General features: G+C 48.4%; 8 protein-coding genes. 7 read left to right on the top strand and 1 reads right to left on the bottom strand.

Features of this window, described 5'->3' with window-relative positions; all coding sequences use genetic code 11:
* Positions 1 to 2 precede the first annotated feature (2 nt).
* From GCE9029_RS04655 to GCE9029_RS04645, 3 genes are read left to right on the top strand one after another with little or no spacing between them, the layout of a single operon-like run.
* Positions 3 to 659, top strand: a complete 657-nt coding sequence (locus tag GCE9029_RS04655; RefSeq protein WP_062661247.1) for a hypothetical protein — start codon at positions 3 to 5, stop codon at positions 657 to 659.
* A gap of 32 nt (positions 660 to 691) precedes the next feature.
* The gene (locus GCE9029_RS04650; RefSeq protein WP_062661246.1) at positions 692 to 1885 is read left to right on the top strand and encodes a Gfo/Idh/MocA family protein; all 1194 of its coding nucleotides are present in this window, start codon (positions 692 to 694) and stop codon (positions 1883 to 1885) included.
* A gap of 45 nt (positions 1886 to 1930) precedes the next feature.
* Positions 1931 to 2953 (top strand): LacI family DNA-binding transcriptional regulator, encoded by a 1023-nt coding sequence (locus GCE9029_RS04645; RefSeq protein ID WP_062661245.1) that lies wholly within the window; start codon positions 1931 to 1933, stop codon positions 2951 to 2953.
* Between the two features lie 16 nt (positions 2954 to 2969).
* On the opposite strand, the gene GCE9029_RS04640 is transcribed toward GCE9029_RS04645, so the two are convergent.
* Entirely contained in the window at positions 2970 to 4022 is a 1053-nt protein-coding gene (locus tag GCE9029_RS04640) for an AraC family transcriptional regulator (protein WP_062661244.1), read from the bottom strand.
* Between the two features lie 545 nt (positions 4023 to 4567).
* Here GCE9029_RS04640 and GCE9029_RS04635 point away from each other — a divergent pair.
* The 4 genes from GCE9029_RS04635 to GCE9029_RS04615 all read left to right on the top strand — a co-directional run bounded on the left by GCE9029_RS04635 (position 4568) and on the right by GCE9029_RS04615 (position 16040).
* Positions 4568 to 5221, top strand: coding sequence for a winged helix-turn-helix domain-containing protein (locus tag GCE9029_RS04635; protein ID WP_062661243.1), 654 nt, complete (start codon positions 4568 to 4570; stop codon positions 5219 to 5221).
* Entirely contained in the window at positions 5187 to 5600 is a 414-nt protein-coding gene (locus tag GCE9029_RS04630; RefSeq protein WP_062661242.1) for a hypothetical protein, read from the top strand. Before GCE9029_RS04635 ends, GCE9029_RS04630 begins: the two co-directional genes overlap by 35 nt.
* Before the next feature lie 161 nt (positions 5601 to 5761).
* Entirely contained in the window at positions 5762 to 6433 is a 672-nt protein-coding gene (locus GCE9029_RS04625) for a winged helix-turn-helix domain-containing protein (protein WP_062661241.1), read from the top strand.
* Between the two features lie 661 nt (positions 6434 to 7094).
* Positions 7095 to 16040 carry a S8 family serine peptidase gene (locus GCE9029_RS04615; protein WP_062661239.1) on the top strand — a complete coding sequence of 2982 codons (8946 nt, stop codon included), beginning with the start codon at positions 7095 to 7097 and terminating at the stop codon, positions 16038 to 16040.
* The last annotated feature ends 494 nt before the right edge of the window (positions 16041 to 16534 follow it).

Here is a 16534-nt window from a genome sequence, read left to right as displayed (position 1 = left end):
TCATGAGCCTAGAAACATTGGATTTTGCAGAACCGTTTTTCACCGTGAAGTACATCGTTGATGAACCTGAGATCGTCATTACCGATAAAACCATCGTTCTGAATCTCGCTGAATCCCCGCTTTATGCAGCAGGTATGTGGCTTGCACCTTTTCAGTCGATCATCGCCACAGATATCACATTATTCAATGTCGACAAGTGTGTTCTCGTGGAGCGTTTTGATGATTTCGAAGATGAAAACATGCTGCTGGAAAAAGTTCGCGGCACCTGGCCGCTGGCCTATGAGATTCGCCGAGAAGAACGATTGAAAGGCGTTGAGCACTATATGTCGCCTAAAAGCGCTGTCGGCAATATCCAGTTCAGTATGTATCACGCGTCTACAGTGCCTTTGAATGTGGGGCTTCATAAAAACCATGTGCACTTGGGCGGTGAAGAGCCTCAGGAGGTGCACACGCAAATCGTTGGATTCGGCAAGATGCAGCAATGCCGCGAGAAAGACATATCAACCCTATTTCTCGAAGAAACCATGGCGCCGGGTTGCACGCACAAGCCCATGTTTGATGCGGAACTGAACTACCCGTGGCACCAGTATGAAACCATTACGCCAGGGATTTTTATGGCGATTGAAATTCTAACGTCTGGCAACCCCATCCCAAGATAAACCCGACGTTAAGCCCAGAAAAAGGATTCGAAATGGCAACACGATTACTACCAGAAAACATTGATTTTGAGGGTGCTTTCCCCATCCTTTCCCGTCGTTTGAGAATTGGTATTGTGGGCGGAGGCCGTATCGCCGTCACACAGGCGATGGCGGCTAGACTGAGCGATCGATGGGAAATTGCAGCGGGCGCACTTTCTTCCAACCCTGAGCAAGCCAAAGCGCGAGGTGCACAATGGTTCTTGCCGGAAGACAGGTGTTATTCGTCGTATCAGGAGATGGCAGAAAAAGAATCCCAGCGCGAGGATGGTATTGATGCAGTAATGATCACCACACCGAACCATGTTCACTTTGAAGCAGCAGAAGCCTTCCTGAACGTCGGCATTGATGTGCTCTGCGATAAACCACTCACCAATGTGTATTCAGAAGCTGCAGATCTCGTCAAACTTACAGAATCTACGGGACAAGTGTTTGGTGTGTGTTATGCCATGTCCTGCTTCCCCATGATTCGTCAGGCACGAGAAATGGTGAAAGACGGCTCGATTGGTAAGGTAGTGCAAATCCACGTTGAGTTTATGCAAGATTGGATGATCCCTGATGATGTTGGCGAGGCGGCGCACGTTAAATGGCGCTTAGACCCTAAGAAGTCCGGCTCCACCAGCTGTACCGGCGATATTGGCACTCACGCAGCCCAACTTGCCACTTTCGTGTCAGGGCTGGATATGACTGACCTCCGCGCTGAAATGCATGTCTGCGGCGCTCCAAAGCCCTTGGAAGACACTGTCTTTATGATGACCCGCTACGAAGGCAATGTACCGGGAACCTTGATGGCAACGCGTATCGCTTCGGGTAACCGCGGCGGCTTACGTCTGCGTGTTTTTGGCAGTGAAGGCGGCATCGAATGGGATATGGAGAATGCCGAGCAGCTCAAATACAACAAATATGGCGAGCCTGATCGCGTGTTAAGCCGTGGTCAGGGACATGGTATCTACCCTGCTGTTGAACGCTTCGTCCGCACGGGCCGTGGTTTCCCAGAAGGCTTGATAGAAGCCTGGGCAAACCTCTACACCGAGTTTGCGATGGCAGTAGCAGCAAAAAAAGATGGCGTGTCCGTTCCTGAAAGTTGGCTCAGTTATCCGACAGTGGAAGACGGTGCAAAGGGTGTAAGATTCATTGAAGCGTCTGTTGAATCAAATACTTCAGGCGGTACTTGGGTAAATTGCCAATAATGAAAACTGTGGCGGGGTAATCCCGCCCATCACAAGGGGGCGCGATTGGCAAAGCGAGTCACGATAAAGCAAATCGCCGAGTATGCGAAAGTCAGTGTTGCCACGGTTGATCGTGTTATCAACCAACGCGCGCCTGTCAAAAGTGCAACGGCAAACCGTATTATTACTGCCGCTAAAGAATTGGGCTGGCGTCCACCGGCGGCATTCAGTGATGTTAACAGTCCGGCTCAATCCCCATCTATTCGCTGCGGTATTCTGTTGCAAAGCAATATTTCTCATCTTCTGCGGGAAGCCTTTGAAGCACAGGCAGCGAAGCTTGAAAACGCACTTTCGACGCTGAGTATCGAGACTTTCGATAGTCTGGAGCCAGAGAAAATCGCTGAGAGAATGATGAAGCTCGGAAAGAAAGTGGACGTTCTGGCCATCACCGCTATCGATCATCCTTTTGTCGCTGAAGCGATCGATAAGCTCGCAGAAAGAGATGTCCCTGTGGTGGCTATTCTCTCTGATCTCTCAGCCACAAATCTGGCTGGGTTTGTCGGTACCAATAACCGGATGCGTGGGAGAACCGCGGCATGGGCGATGGACAGATTCTGCCGCGACCGTGGAACTGTTGGTGTCATCATTGGTAGCCACCGATACCTGAGTCAGCAAGACCGCGAAATCAGCTTTCGCAGCTATTTCCGTGAAAAAGCCCCCGCATTCAGAATACTGGAATCCGTTGTCAGCTCTGACGACGATAGCCAAGCCTATGAAGCAGCTAAAAAGTTGGTCTGCGAAACGCCTGATTTAGTAGGAATTTTCAGTGCAGGTGGTGGCGCAAGTGGTATTCGACGCGCCATCATTGAATACGGCGGAGACAGACGCCCGTTTTTCGTTTCAACCGAGCTCACCGCTCAAGCGAAAACTGAGTTGCTTCAAGGTGGTGTAGATATGGTGCTGTCGGCCGATTTTGACCAAGTGGCAGAAAAAGCCGTGGAGATGTTCGTTAGCCTTAAACAACAGGAAGCACAGCAAAAGAAAATGACTGTACTCCCGTTTTTTGTCTATACCAGCGAAAACATATAACGCTAATTTTTTAATATCAGGCGGTTAAACGTCCCTTAGACAGATAACGCTCGCGGTATTCACCTGGCGAGCAGTCTTCCCATCTTCGGAAAGCGCGGTTGAAATTAGCGACATTGGAAAAGCCTACCATATGCCCGACTTCGCTGATCGTGTACTGAGGCTGCCTGATATACGTTGTCGCAAGATTTTTTCTTGTTTCCTCAAGAATGTCTTTAAAGCTGGTGCCCTGCTCTCTCAAACGTCGCTGCAAATTACGAAGGCTGTAGCCGAGTTCTTCCGCAATTTTAGATTGCGAAGGATTGCCATAACGTAACTCTTCCGCGATTTTATTTTCGACAAGGTAGGTGATGTTGGAACGATCAAAGCGCTCCATAAAGGTGTTTAGCAGTTTAGTATGCACCATGTTCATCAATGGATTGCTGCCTGGCGATTGCAGGCTGGCAAGTTGAAGATCAAACACAATTGCATTTTTCTCGCATTGATATTCAACCGTACAATCTTTTTCTAAGAGATAGCTTGCTACTTCTGGGCATGGTTCAGAAAAAGGATCGAACGAGAACTTTATATCAATCGGACCAATATACCCGCTCATCATCTCGCGAGACTGGCTTATCACACCAATGCTCAATGCTTCGATGATCTGAGGGGTTAACGCGAGGCGGCCACTGTCTTTGTAGCGCTCTACGTCAAACTCAACGAAGAGTTTGGCATTTTCTACCCGGGTGTGGATTTGTACGCTGTTTGATAGCATCCGGCGATACTTCGCGAATTGCTCAAGGGCGTCTTTCAAGCTGTAAGACGATTGAATCGCATAACCAAAGATATGTAACGTGGAGAGTCGAAAGTTTTGGGCAACATCAAGCCCGAATGCTCTTCCTCCGACTTCCTTGTTGCAGAAAGCGAAAAGATCACCCAAGCGATCAACGGACACTCGCCCCTCCGGGTTGTTTGCCTCGCTTTCCAAAATACCGAATCGGGACAGAGTAGGTTCAACGTCAAATTCAAACTTCTTCATCGACATAATGATCGGGATGAGAAACCCACTCAATGCTGAATATTCTGCACTCATTTCTTACCACTTTTCTTTATTGTCCAGCCAGTTACTGAACTTATTATTTAGTTGTGAAATTAGTGTGGCTATGTTTCGACTGATAATCCATATTAAAAATTTATGATTTTTCCCATCATCTTCATTTAAAATCTCATTTACAATCCAGATGGTTATTACCATTTTTACAATCCACCCTAACCATAAAACAATAAATTCATCTATGTTTCATACTTTTAACCAAAGGCGGGCAGACTTAGTACCTATCCAAGTGCTCTCATCCTTCTCTCATTCCATCGCAGTAGTACTTTTAATCATCAACGTTTAATCCGCATTCATTTGTTGTCTAAAGCTTTACAGTCTTAAATGGTTAATACCGCCCAAGATAATAAAATGTATATAAAATAAAACTTTGCCATGTTTCGCCCCCAAATATTAACAGCCAAATCCCATTGATAACCATTGAGATCCATATAGGCAACAAACCATATTTTCGATATATCTGACGCTTGCCTGCTTAAAAATACAGCTCTATAATTCGCTCCCCTTTTTCCTTGGCGCATGTCATGAACGAATCAGAACGCATCATTCTTGGTCGATTCCGCTGGGATCGAAAAACCCAGTATCTCTATTCGCAAGACCAGGATGGTAATGATGTCATTGATGAAGCTAAAAGACTGACTAACAAGCAACAGGCCCTCATTGAGTGTCTTTATAATGCTGCGCCAAAAAAAGTGACCCGAGACGACATCACACGCTATGTGTGGGGATCTGAACATATTTCTCAGGAAAGCCTCCCACAATTAATCAACCGTACCAGACAGGTTCTGGAAGACTCGGACAAGACCTTGATTAGCAATGTGCCCGGGATGGGTTACTCACTAGCCTGCGAAACATTTGCTGTTCAAGCAGAAGAAACACATCAACAAATGCGTGAGTTAGCTGGAGTCATTGATGAAACTCCCGCAGTCGAAGACCAAACAACAAATAACACCGCTTGGGTTAGGTTGGCCATAGTGGCAGTGTTAGCCGTCATCAGCGCCATCAATATCAAGCATTTTGTAGAAGCCTATCAATTCAAAAAGGGATTTATCGAAACACGTCTTGCCGTTCCGTACCCTCATATCGAGAAGACAGAAGACGAAAACAAGCTGATAGTGACGGTCGAAGGTAAAAAGTGTATTTATGAAAAAGACGTTGAAATCATTAACTGCCCATAAGTTTGCACTGTTTGTTGCTGGAATTGTTGTTGCCAATACGCTCATCTTTATCGGTGCTGAAATGCAGGTTTCTCGATGGGTTGGAACGATAGTGATGGAGGACAAATCGCGTTTAACACGCTTTTTGCAGTCGCAGAATACAGTACAAATTAGAACGACCGACTATCTTCAAGATTTCGAGATAGAGGCCTGTAATGGCCGTTGTTTTGACTACAAATTTGAGCTTCAACCACCTAATGCAAACCTACTTTTTAGTGAAGCTTCGCCAGTTAAAACCCGTCTTCATCGCTTTTATGCGCTTGATGAACGCTGCACGTTAGTTTTTTTTAACCCGGACAAGTTGACGCTCTCCAGCATGTCTTTGTCTTGCGTTTACTGAACAGAATGAGACGACGTTCGTGACTGGTATCTTTTCAAGCTCGATATGCAGCAGAACTCGTTTGCTCGAAGACTGAATTTTCCTATTTGGCAGACAACGCTCATTCCGTCCAGTGACTAAAATTCTTCATCATTTACATTCCTGGATGAAGGATAAATTCTTTGCAATACGAAGACATCAAATCAAAAAATGCCCGCTTCATCCTGGGAGAGTTCCGATGGGATGTGGCGACCCAATTCCTCTTTCCACAGTCAGGTGATGGCGAAGACCTTATTGATGAAGGAAAGAGGCTCACCAAAAAGCAACAAGCTCTCTTGCTATGCCTACTCAATGAAGAGGCGAAGCCGTTATCCAGAGAAAAGATCATTTCAACGGTATGGGGAAATCAACATATTTCACCAGAAAGCCTCCCCCAACTTATCAATCGTACGAGAGCCATTCTGGGCGATGAAGAAAAACGCATCATAGAGAACCATCCTGGTATCGGTTATTCCCTTAACGTCGTCATTCAGGAACTATCAACTGACACGGAAATAGAGAAAAAAGAAAAACAGCATGATATTTTCGAGTCCGAATTTTATAACCCCACATCAGAGAAGAGTTTCGAATGGTCGTTCGTTGATGTGGCTTTATCCCTGTTAATCGCAATGACATTCATAAATCTATTTACCTTTTACGATTCGTTTTCGACCAGGAAAGAGTTTGATTCAATGTTTAATGCGGAGCGTTATTCCGAGGTTCGTGAGGGTGATTTTACAAACGAGCTTATTGTAACTATTGATGGTGTGGAGTGCAGTTATGAAAAAGGCACGCAGACTCTATATTGCCCATAAAAAAACAATACTGTTGTGTACGCTATTCACATTTAATGTGTGTATTTTTATCGCCACACAAATGCAGAGAAACCATTACTATGGTCATGTCAAAACGCCAGATAACAGCAAAACTGTCACTCTCAATCAATTCGGAAAAGAGCTAAATATTTTAGTAACTTACTATGATGTGGACGATGTTAAATTCAACTATGACAGTCAGCAATTTAGGTACCTATTCAAAAAAACTGGCACAAACCGCTACATTCTGAGAAACAACGAGATGAGTGTGAAGGTGGTAATACACCGAATTTTCGATTTGGATGGACAATGCAATCTACTTTTCCGAACTCCGTACGCTATTAATCTCGCTAATGTATCTATGCTATGCAAAGACCCGGAGACCTGATGGTAGCGATGCCAACCAGACGAATCGACATCATTATTTGCTTTCAAAAAGCTGTTAATCGTTATCATTAGCAAACAAGTGTTTTCTAATTTAAATGCGAAACATGTTTCGTCGTAAAACTGTTACACAATAAACATCACTTGCCGCACTACGATAATTTCAGCGCCTACTTTCCTTCGTGCTTTCCAAGCAATTAAAAAGCAGAAGAACAGGCCATAAAAATAAATGTGAACCGCACCTATCTATTAGCTTGCAATCGCAAAGGTATTTATCGTGGCAAAAAATAAAAACCATACAGATGCTGACCAGAAAGCTCGCTCGCCTGTCAGTACTGCTTTAAGAAAAACCATTGTCTCCGTAGCAGCTATCGCTTTTTGTACGCTCACTGCAATTGCCGTCAACGATCTTCGAACACCGACTTATAATGGTGAGGTGTATCTGGAAGGCGGAAAACATGCAATCGTACGACCTTCTGTTTCGCCTATTTCAGCTGCCAATGCCGAGCATCAAACACCCAGAATTCCGTTTGAACAGAGTCTGGCTGGGAACGGTGTAGAGTATCCGATTGATGCTGAAAGACCTTGGTTTCAGGAAGCACTACGAAACTACCCAGACAGTGAATATTGGCGCAATCAGATTGCGATTCACCTAGCACAACCCAGAACGCCAGGTTGGGTAAAATTTGAAAGCTATCATGTCAGCCAGGGGCGTAACCCCATTTTGTTGCCGACTTTTGCGCGAATGGCTGAGTCAAGGCATGTACCCGATGTGCTGACCGTTCGAATTACTGAGAGTGCGGAGCCTTTAACCGCGCTGGAAGATATAGGTTTTTCCCATCTACGCAGTATTGATCCAGCTAACCCATCCACGGCGGTTCATGTATACGAGATCCCTAAAGAGCTGACGTTTGCCCAAGCACTCGAAGCATCGAATGCTCACGCTAACGTGGCTTTTGCCGAGCCTGATTACCTGATTGAGTGGGCTCTGGCACCCAACGAATCAAATGCAGGGATCAGCAATGGTACTGCCTGGTGGCTCAATCAACTGCGCGCTTATGAAGCGTGGGAAACCACGACCGACGCCTCTGCTATTGGTCCTGTTGCCGTTTACGATCAGGGGGTTTTGCGCAGCCACGAAGATCTTCGTAATAACTTCTGGGTTAACCCGGACGAAATTGCCGGCAATGGCGTCGATGATGACGGTAACGGTATCGTTGATGATATCAACGGTCGCACCAATCAAGTCTTCGGTGGTCATGGCACCCCAGTAGCCGGCACCATTTGTGGTGAAGGCAACAACGGCATTGGTTATGTCGGTAGTGCCTGGAAGTGTCAATTGATGGATACAGGTGGTCCACTGAGCTTTTCTGCTGCCGTATCTGACGCGATGGCTTCTCTTCGCTATGCCACGGACAAAGGTTCTCGCATTTCAAACCACAGTTGGGGCATAAGCGGCGACTACAGTCAGGCTTTCAAAGACTTGATTACTGATATTGAAAGCGATGATCACCTGATGGTGATTGCTTCGCACAACTTTAACAGCAACATTGATAACAGTCCCGTCTACCCCGCCTCCTACGATAACGACAACATTCTGAGTATTGCAGCCTCCAACCAGGGCGAAGGTCGTATCAGCTATTCCAACTATGGCGCAGTCAGCGTGGATATCGCCGCACCGACAGAGTTCACTACAGCAAATTCCTCTGGCGGTTATTCAGGCTTCAGCGGTACCTCACAAGCGACGCCTGTCGTCACTGGTGCCGTTGCATTAGCTTGGGCAATGGATCCAAGCATGACCTTTCGCGAAATAAAGGCGCTGGTGATGAACACTGCGCGTCCTGTGGGAGCTTGGCGCGGCCTTACGGTATCCGAAGGTATTCTGGATATGAAAACCCTCGTAGAGTCTGTCATTGTTGATACCGACGGCGATGGCATTCTTGACGATGAGGATCCCGATGACGACAACGATGGTGTTCCAGACGAAGAGGATGCTTTCCCGAAAGATGCCACAGAAACCGTCGATACTGACGGTGACGGTATCGGCAATAACGCTGACAACGATGACGATGGCGACGGTGTTAATGACGACGAAGATTGGCGTCCACTCGACCCCAATGAGCAATACGATACCGATGGCGATGGCATAGGCAACAGTCAGGACGACGATGACGACAATGACGGCGTTCTAGATGTAAATGATGCCTTCCCACTCGACGCTAATGAAACCACAGATACAGATGGCGATGGCGTTGGTGACAACAGTGACGTATTCCCTAATGACCAGAATGAGTGGTCAGATTCCGATGGTGATGGCGTTGGCGACAATGGCGACATAGACCGAGATAATGATGGTTTATCTGACGACTTAGAGTCACGCACCTCAGCCGACATCACCAATTGGCCCGTACTCACCGGAAACGCAGGGTTTAGCGACGGTGTGCTCTCTGGAAACGGCGGCTACTGGAATAGTCAGGCGAACTCTAACCGTTTCTCTAGCTATGGTTTCAACGACCGCTACGCACTGAACTTCACCGTAGACTCACTAGGCACATACAATATGTTTGGCTTGGGCAATGTCGAAAGTTCAGCAAGCTACACCGACATTGATTACGCCTTCTACGTTGTTGGCAGCACGCTATACATTTACGAAAGCGGCAGTTCGCGTGGTACCTTTGGTTCCGTTGCTGTTGGAGATACTCTCTCAATTCAGGTTAACGAAGGCGCTATCGCCTACTATCGAAATGACACTCTCGTCCGCTCCACCAGCTACAACGGTGATACACCGGATTTCTATGTCGATTCAAGTTTCTACAGCGGCGCGATTCAGCTTTCAAACATCTCGTTGTCGCCACTTTCTGGTTCCGGGTTCTCTGTCGATGCCGACAATGATGGCATTAACAACGATGTTGATCTCGACTCTGACAACGACACGATTCCAGATGTCATTGAAGCTGGACTTGCCGATGCGGACGGCAACCTCACCGTAGATGCTATCAATCTACAAGGCTCAGTCGACCCTGCCCCAGACACTGATAATGATGGCATTCCAGACTTTCTCGATTTGGAAAGCCAGAACCCAGAAAACGATGGCACCGCCTTCGATATGCACGGCTATGACTTTGCGGCATTCGATTCTAACGGTGACGGTAAACTCGATGCTAACGATGAGCTCGGCGGTAACGATGTGAACGGCAACGGTGTCGATGATCGTGCGGAAGACGCAGACGGGGATGGGATTTCCAACCCGAATGACGATGACGACGATAACGACGGCACCTTAGACGTTAACGACGCCTTCCCATTCGACCCGAACGAAGACACCGATTCTGATGGTGATGGTGTGGGTGACAACAGTGATGCCTTCCCAACAGATGCCACTGAAACCAAAGATACGGATGGTGATGGCGTCGGCGATAATTCGGATGCCTTCCCTGACGACGCGTCTGAAACCAGCGACTCTGATGGCGACGGTGTGGGTGATAACGCCGATGCCTTCCCTAACGATGCCTCTGAAACCACAGACTCTGATGGCGACGGCGTGGGCGATAACAGTGATATCGACAAAGACAATGATGGCCTTTCCGATGAGCTAGAAGCCCGCACCAGCGCGCCTGTCGTTGATTGGCCTGTTCTGACTGGCAATGCCGCTTTCACTGACGGAGTACTCACCGCCAACGGAGGAAGCTGGGGTTATCAAGCCAACTCAAACCGCTTCTCCAGCTATGGTTTCACAGACCAATACAAACTGAGCTTCCATGTCGATGCCCTTGGCACTTACAACATGTTCGGCTTAGGCAAGGTTGAGGGTTCAGCAAGCTATACCGATATCGATTACGCCTTCTACATCGCTGGCACCACGCTTTATATCTACGAAAGCGGTGCCTACCGAGGAAGCTTTGGCTCTGTCGCCGTCGGTGATGACCTAACGCTGGAGGTGAATGACGGCACCATTGTTTACTACCGTAACGGCGAACTTGTCCGTTCAGTCAACTACAGTGGCGATACGCCTGATTTCTACCTTGATACCAGCTTCTACAGTGGCGCTATCCGCCTGTCAGGTATTGAGCTCTCACCGCTTTCCGGCGCTGGCTTTGATATCGATAAAGACGGTGATGGCATCAATAACGATATTGACCTCGATTCCGACAACGACACGATTCCAGATGTGATTGAAGCCGGATTGACCGACACTGATGGCGACCTGAAAGTCGATTCAGTCGATCTCCAAGGCTCCATCGACCCTGCTCCGGATTCAGACGGTGACGGTATTCCTGATTACCTCGACCTGGAGAGCCAGAATGCCGCCAATGATGGTACGGCCTACGACATGCATGGCTATGACTTTGCTGCATTCGATTCTAATGGCGACGGTAAACTTGATGGCAATGATGAGCTCGGCGGCAACGATGTGAACGGCAACGGTGTCGATGATCGTGCGGAAGATGCAGACGGTGATGGAATTTCCAACCCGAATGACGATGACGACGATAACGACGGCACCTTAGACGTTAACGACGCCTTCCCATTCGATCCAAACGAAGACACCGATTCTGATGGTGATGGTGTCGGCGATAACGCAGATGCCTTCCCAACAGATGCCACCGAAACCAAAGACACTGATGGCGACGGCGTGGGCGATAACGCGGATGCCTTCCCTGACGACGCGTCTGAGACCACAGACACTGACGGTGATGGCGTCGGCGACAATGCCGATGCCTTCCCCAACGATGCCTCTGAAACCACAGACTCTGACGGCGATGGTGTGGGTGATAATTCGGATATCGATCGTGACAACGACGGTCTTGCGGACGAGTTAGAGCTGCGCACTAAAGCTGACATTGTTGATTGGCCCGTGCTTTATGGGGCGAGCTTTTCCAATGGTGAACTCTCTGCCAATGGCGGTACTTGGCGCTATCAGGCCAACTCGGTGCGTTTCTCTGAGTACGGCTACCGCGATAACTACCGCCTGAATTTCACGGTTGAGTCACTGGGCACCAACAATATGTTTGGCTTGGGTAATGCTGAAAGCAGCGCAAATTACCCCGACATTGATTACGCCTTCTACATCGTGAACACCACGCTCTATATCTACGAGAGCGGCTCATACCGCGGCAACTTTGGCGCGAACAGTGTTGCTACCGGCGATACCCTCTCGCTGGAAGTGAACAACGGCACTCTCCGTTATCTCCGTAACGGCGAGGAAATCCGCACAGTAAGCTACAGCGGAGAAACACCGGACTTCTACGTTGATTCAAGCTTCTACAATGGCGCGATTCGCCTGGGCGACATTAGCCTCACGCCAATGTCCGGTAGCGGTGTATCCGCTGACGCCGATCAGGATGGCGTCAACAACGATGTTGACCTCGATTCCGACAACGACACCATCCCAGACGTCATTGAAGCCGGATTAGCCGATGCTGACGGCAACCTGAAAGTTGACTCAGTCAATCTGCAAGGCACTGTCGACCCTGCCCCAGATTCAGACGGCGATGGCATTCCTGATTACCTCGATTTGGAAAGCCAAAACGCAGAAAACGATGGCACGGCCTTCGACATGCATGGCTACGACTTTGCTGCGTTTGATTCTAATGGCGACGGTAAACTTGATGGCAATGATGAGCTCGGCGGTAACGATGTAAATGGCAATGGTGTCGATGATCGTGCGGAAGACGCAGACGGGGATGGGATTTCCAACCCGAATGACGATGACGACGATAACGACGGCACCTTAGACGTTAACGACGCCTTCCCATTCGATCCAAACGAAGACACCGATTCTGATGGTGATGGTATCGGCGATAACGCAGATGCCTTCCCAACAGATGCCACCGAAACCAAAGACACTGATGGCGACGGCGTGGGCGATAACGCGGATGCCTTCCCTGACGACGCGTCTGAGACCACAGATACTGACGGTGATGGCGTGGGCGATAATGCCGATGCCTTCCCCAACGATGCGTCTGAAACCACAGATTCTGATGGCGATGGTGTAGGTGATAATTCGGATATCGATCGTGACAACGACGGTCTTGCGGACGAGCTGGAACTACGCACCAAAGCTGACATTGTTGACTGGCCCGTGCTTTATGGAGCGAGCTTCTCCAATGGTGAACTCTCTGCCAATGGCGGCACATGGCGCTATCAGGCGAACTCAGTACGTTTCTCAGAGTACGGCTACCGCGATAACTATCGTCTGAATTTCACGGTTGAATCGCTGGGCAGTAACAATATGTTTGGATTGGGTAATGCTGAAAGCAGCGCAAATTACCCTGATATTGATTACGCCTTCTATATTGTGAACACCACGCTCTATGTCTACGAGAGTGGTTCATATCGCGGCAACTTTGGCGCGAACAGTGTCGCTACCGGCGATACCCTCTCGCTGGAAGTGAACAACGGCACTATCCGTTATCTCCGTAACGGCGAGGAAATCCGCGCAGTAAGCTACAGCGGAGAAACACCGGACTTCTACGTTGATTCAAGCTTCTACAATGGCGCAATTCGCCTGAGCAATATTAGCCTCACGCCAATGTCCGGTAGCGGTGTATCCGCTGACGCCGATCAGGATGGCGTCAACAACGATGTTGACCTCGATTCCGACAACGACACCATCCCAGATGTCATTGAAGCCGGATTAGCCGATGCTGACGGCAACCTGAAAGTTGACTCAGTCAATCTGCAAGGCACTGTCGACCCTGCTCCGGATTCAGACGGTGACGGTATTCCTGATTACCTCGATTTGGAAAGCCAGAACCCAGAAAACGATGGCACCGCCTTCGACATGCACGGCTATGACTTTGCTGCATTCGATTCTAATGGCGACGGTAAACTTGATGGCAATGATGAGCTCGGCGGCAACGATGTGAACGGCAATGGTGTCGATGATCGTGCCGAAGATGCAGACGGGGATGGGATTTCCAACCCGAATGACGATGACGACGATAACGACGGCACCTTAGACGTTAACGACGCCTTCCCATTCGATCCAAACGAAGACACCGATTCTGATGGTGATGGCGTGGGCGATAATGCCGATGCCTTCCCAACAGATGCCACTGAAACCAAAGATACGGATGGAGATGGCGTCGGCGATAATTCGGATGCCTTCCCACAAGATGCATCTGAGACCACAGACACCGACGGCGATGGCGTGGGCGATAATGCCGATGCCTTCCCTAACGATGCCTCTGAAACCACAGATTCTGATGGCGATGGTGTAGGCGATAACAGTGATATCGACAAAGACAATGATGGCCTTTCCGATGGGCTGGAAGCCCGCACCAGCGCACCTGTCGTTGATTGGCCTGTTCTCACTGGCAATGCCGCTTTCACTGACGGAGTACTCACCGCCAACGGAGGAAGCTGGGGTTATCAAGCCAACTCAAACCGCTTCTCCAGCTATGGTTTCACAGACCAATACAAACTGAGCTTCCATGTCGATGCCCTTGGCACTTACAACATGTTCGGCTTAGGCAAGGTTGAGGGTTCAGCAAGCTATACCGATATCGATTACGCCTTCTACATCGCTGGCACCACGCTTTATATCTACGAAAGCGGTGCCTACCGAGGAAGCTTTGGCTCTGTCGCCGTCGGTGATGACCTAACGCTGGAGGTGAATGACGGCACCATTGTTTACTACCGTAACGGCGAACTTGTCCGTTCAGTCAACTACAGTGGCGATACGCCTGATTTCTACCTTGATACCAGCTTCTACAGTGGCGCTATCCGCCTGTCAGGTATTGAGCTCTCACCGCTTTCCGGCGCTGGCTTTGCTATCGATAAAGACGGTGATGGCATCAACAACGATATTGACCTCGATTCCGACAACGACACTATCCCAGACGTTGTTGAGGCCGGGCTAACTGACGCTGATGGTAATCTCAAAGTCGATACCACTAACCTTCAGGGTTCAGTGGATCCTGCTCCAGACTCAGACGGTGACGGTATTCCCGATTACCTCGACCTGGAGAGCCACAATCCAGTAAACGATGGCACCGCCTTCGATATGCATGGATATCAGTTTGCAGCCTTTGATACCAATAGCGACGGCATGCTGGATGCTCAGGACGGTGAAGGCGGTACTGACCAAAACGGCAACGGCGTAGATGACCGCGCTGAAGATTCCGACGGCGATGGGCTCGCTAATCCTAACGACGAAGATGACGATAACGATGGTACCTTGGACATCTACGATGCATTCCCCTTCGATCCTAACGAGAATACAGATTCGGATGGTGACGGTGTAGGTGACAATGCTGATGCCTTCCCGACAGATGCATCAGAAACCAAAGATACCGACGGTGATGGCTTAGGTGATAACAGTGATATGGACAGAGACAACGATGGCATTTCCAACGAACTCGAATCCAATATCAATGCCAGTGTGTCCGACTGGCTAGTTCTCACTGGCAATGCAAGTTTCAATAATGGCTCTCTCACCGGGAACGGTGGTTACTGGCAGTCCCAGGCAAACTCTGAGCGTTTCTCTGAATACGGTTTCCGGTCCCATTATCAGTTGAGTTTCATCCTTAATAGCCTTGGCACCTACAACATGATTGGCTTAGGCAAGGAAGAAACCTCCGCCAGCTATGGCGACATCGACTACGCCTTCTATGTTGTAGGGAGCACGCTATACATCTATGAAAGTGGGTCTTCAAAAGGCTCGTTCGGTAGCATTGCGATTGGTGATACGCTCTCCATTCAAGTTGCTGACCGTGTGATTGCCTATTTCCGCAATAACGAACTGCTGCGTACTTCTCTCTATGAGGGTGAAACACCAGATTTCTATATCGACTCCAGCTTCTACAGTGGCGCCATTGAAATCAGCCGTTTCTTGCTTTCTCCTCTGCCGGGCACTCAGTTTGTTGCTGACTCGGATGGTGATGGCATTCCTAATGATTTGGACTTGGACAGTGATAACGATGCCAAGCCAGACATTATCGAAGCTGGCTTTGAAGATATAGATAACAACTTCATGGTGGATGACGTCAATATCGGTGCGTCTGTCGCAACCCTTCCCGATTCAGACAACGACGGCATTCCGGACTTTATTGACTTGGAAAGCAATAACCCCGGCAACAACGGCACCGACTATGATATTGCCGAAACCAGCTTCAGCAACTTCGACACCAACGGCGACGGAAAGCTGAGCGAGTTTGATGAGTTTGGCGGGTTAGATGCGAACGGCAACGGCGTTGATGACCTGATTGAAGCGCTGTAATACCACCAAGCCAGACTGAGACACATCAGTCTGGCTTGGATTTTCTAGCAAGAAATCTGTCCGTCCGACAAAGGTGAACAGAAGAAAATTTCGGTTAGTTTTAAAACAATTTTAACCTCAGGGGTTAATAAGACTGTAACAAACCTCATTCACAGCTGAATAGCGAAAATGAAATCGACCTAAAGTTAATTTTTTCATATTATATTTCATCCAGTTAGATTTTTCATCGCCCAACTAATTCACCTAGTTATCCACAGATTCTGTTGATAGGTTCACCATGAGCCAATGGCCTTTTTTTCCTTTAATATCTGATGGTTACCATGAAATTAAAGAAAAAATAAATTTTTCTTGACCTAATGTCTAAAGATGAGGTCGATATGAGTGGTCGGAGTTCGGTAAAAATAGTTCGTTAGATGACGAACAAACCGTTTGCACATCACCATGTTACATGTGGGTCGAAACAGTGAGACAAAATGAGACAGCCTGTTGACAAC

Origin of the sequence: Grimontia celer (genome assembly GCF_900055185.1) — a bacterium.
Taxonomy (GTDB): Bacteria; Pseudomonadota; Gammaproteobacteria; order Enterobacterales; family Vibrionaceae; genus Enterovibrio; species Enterovibrio celer.
The sequence above is the reverse complement of the archived record's forward strand: the minus strand, read 5'-3'. Positions and strand labels throughout refer to the sequence as shown.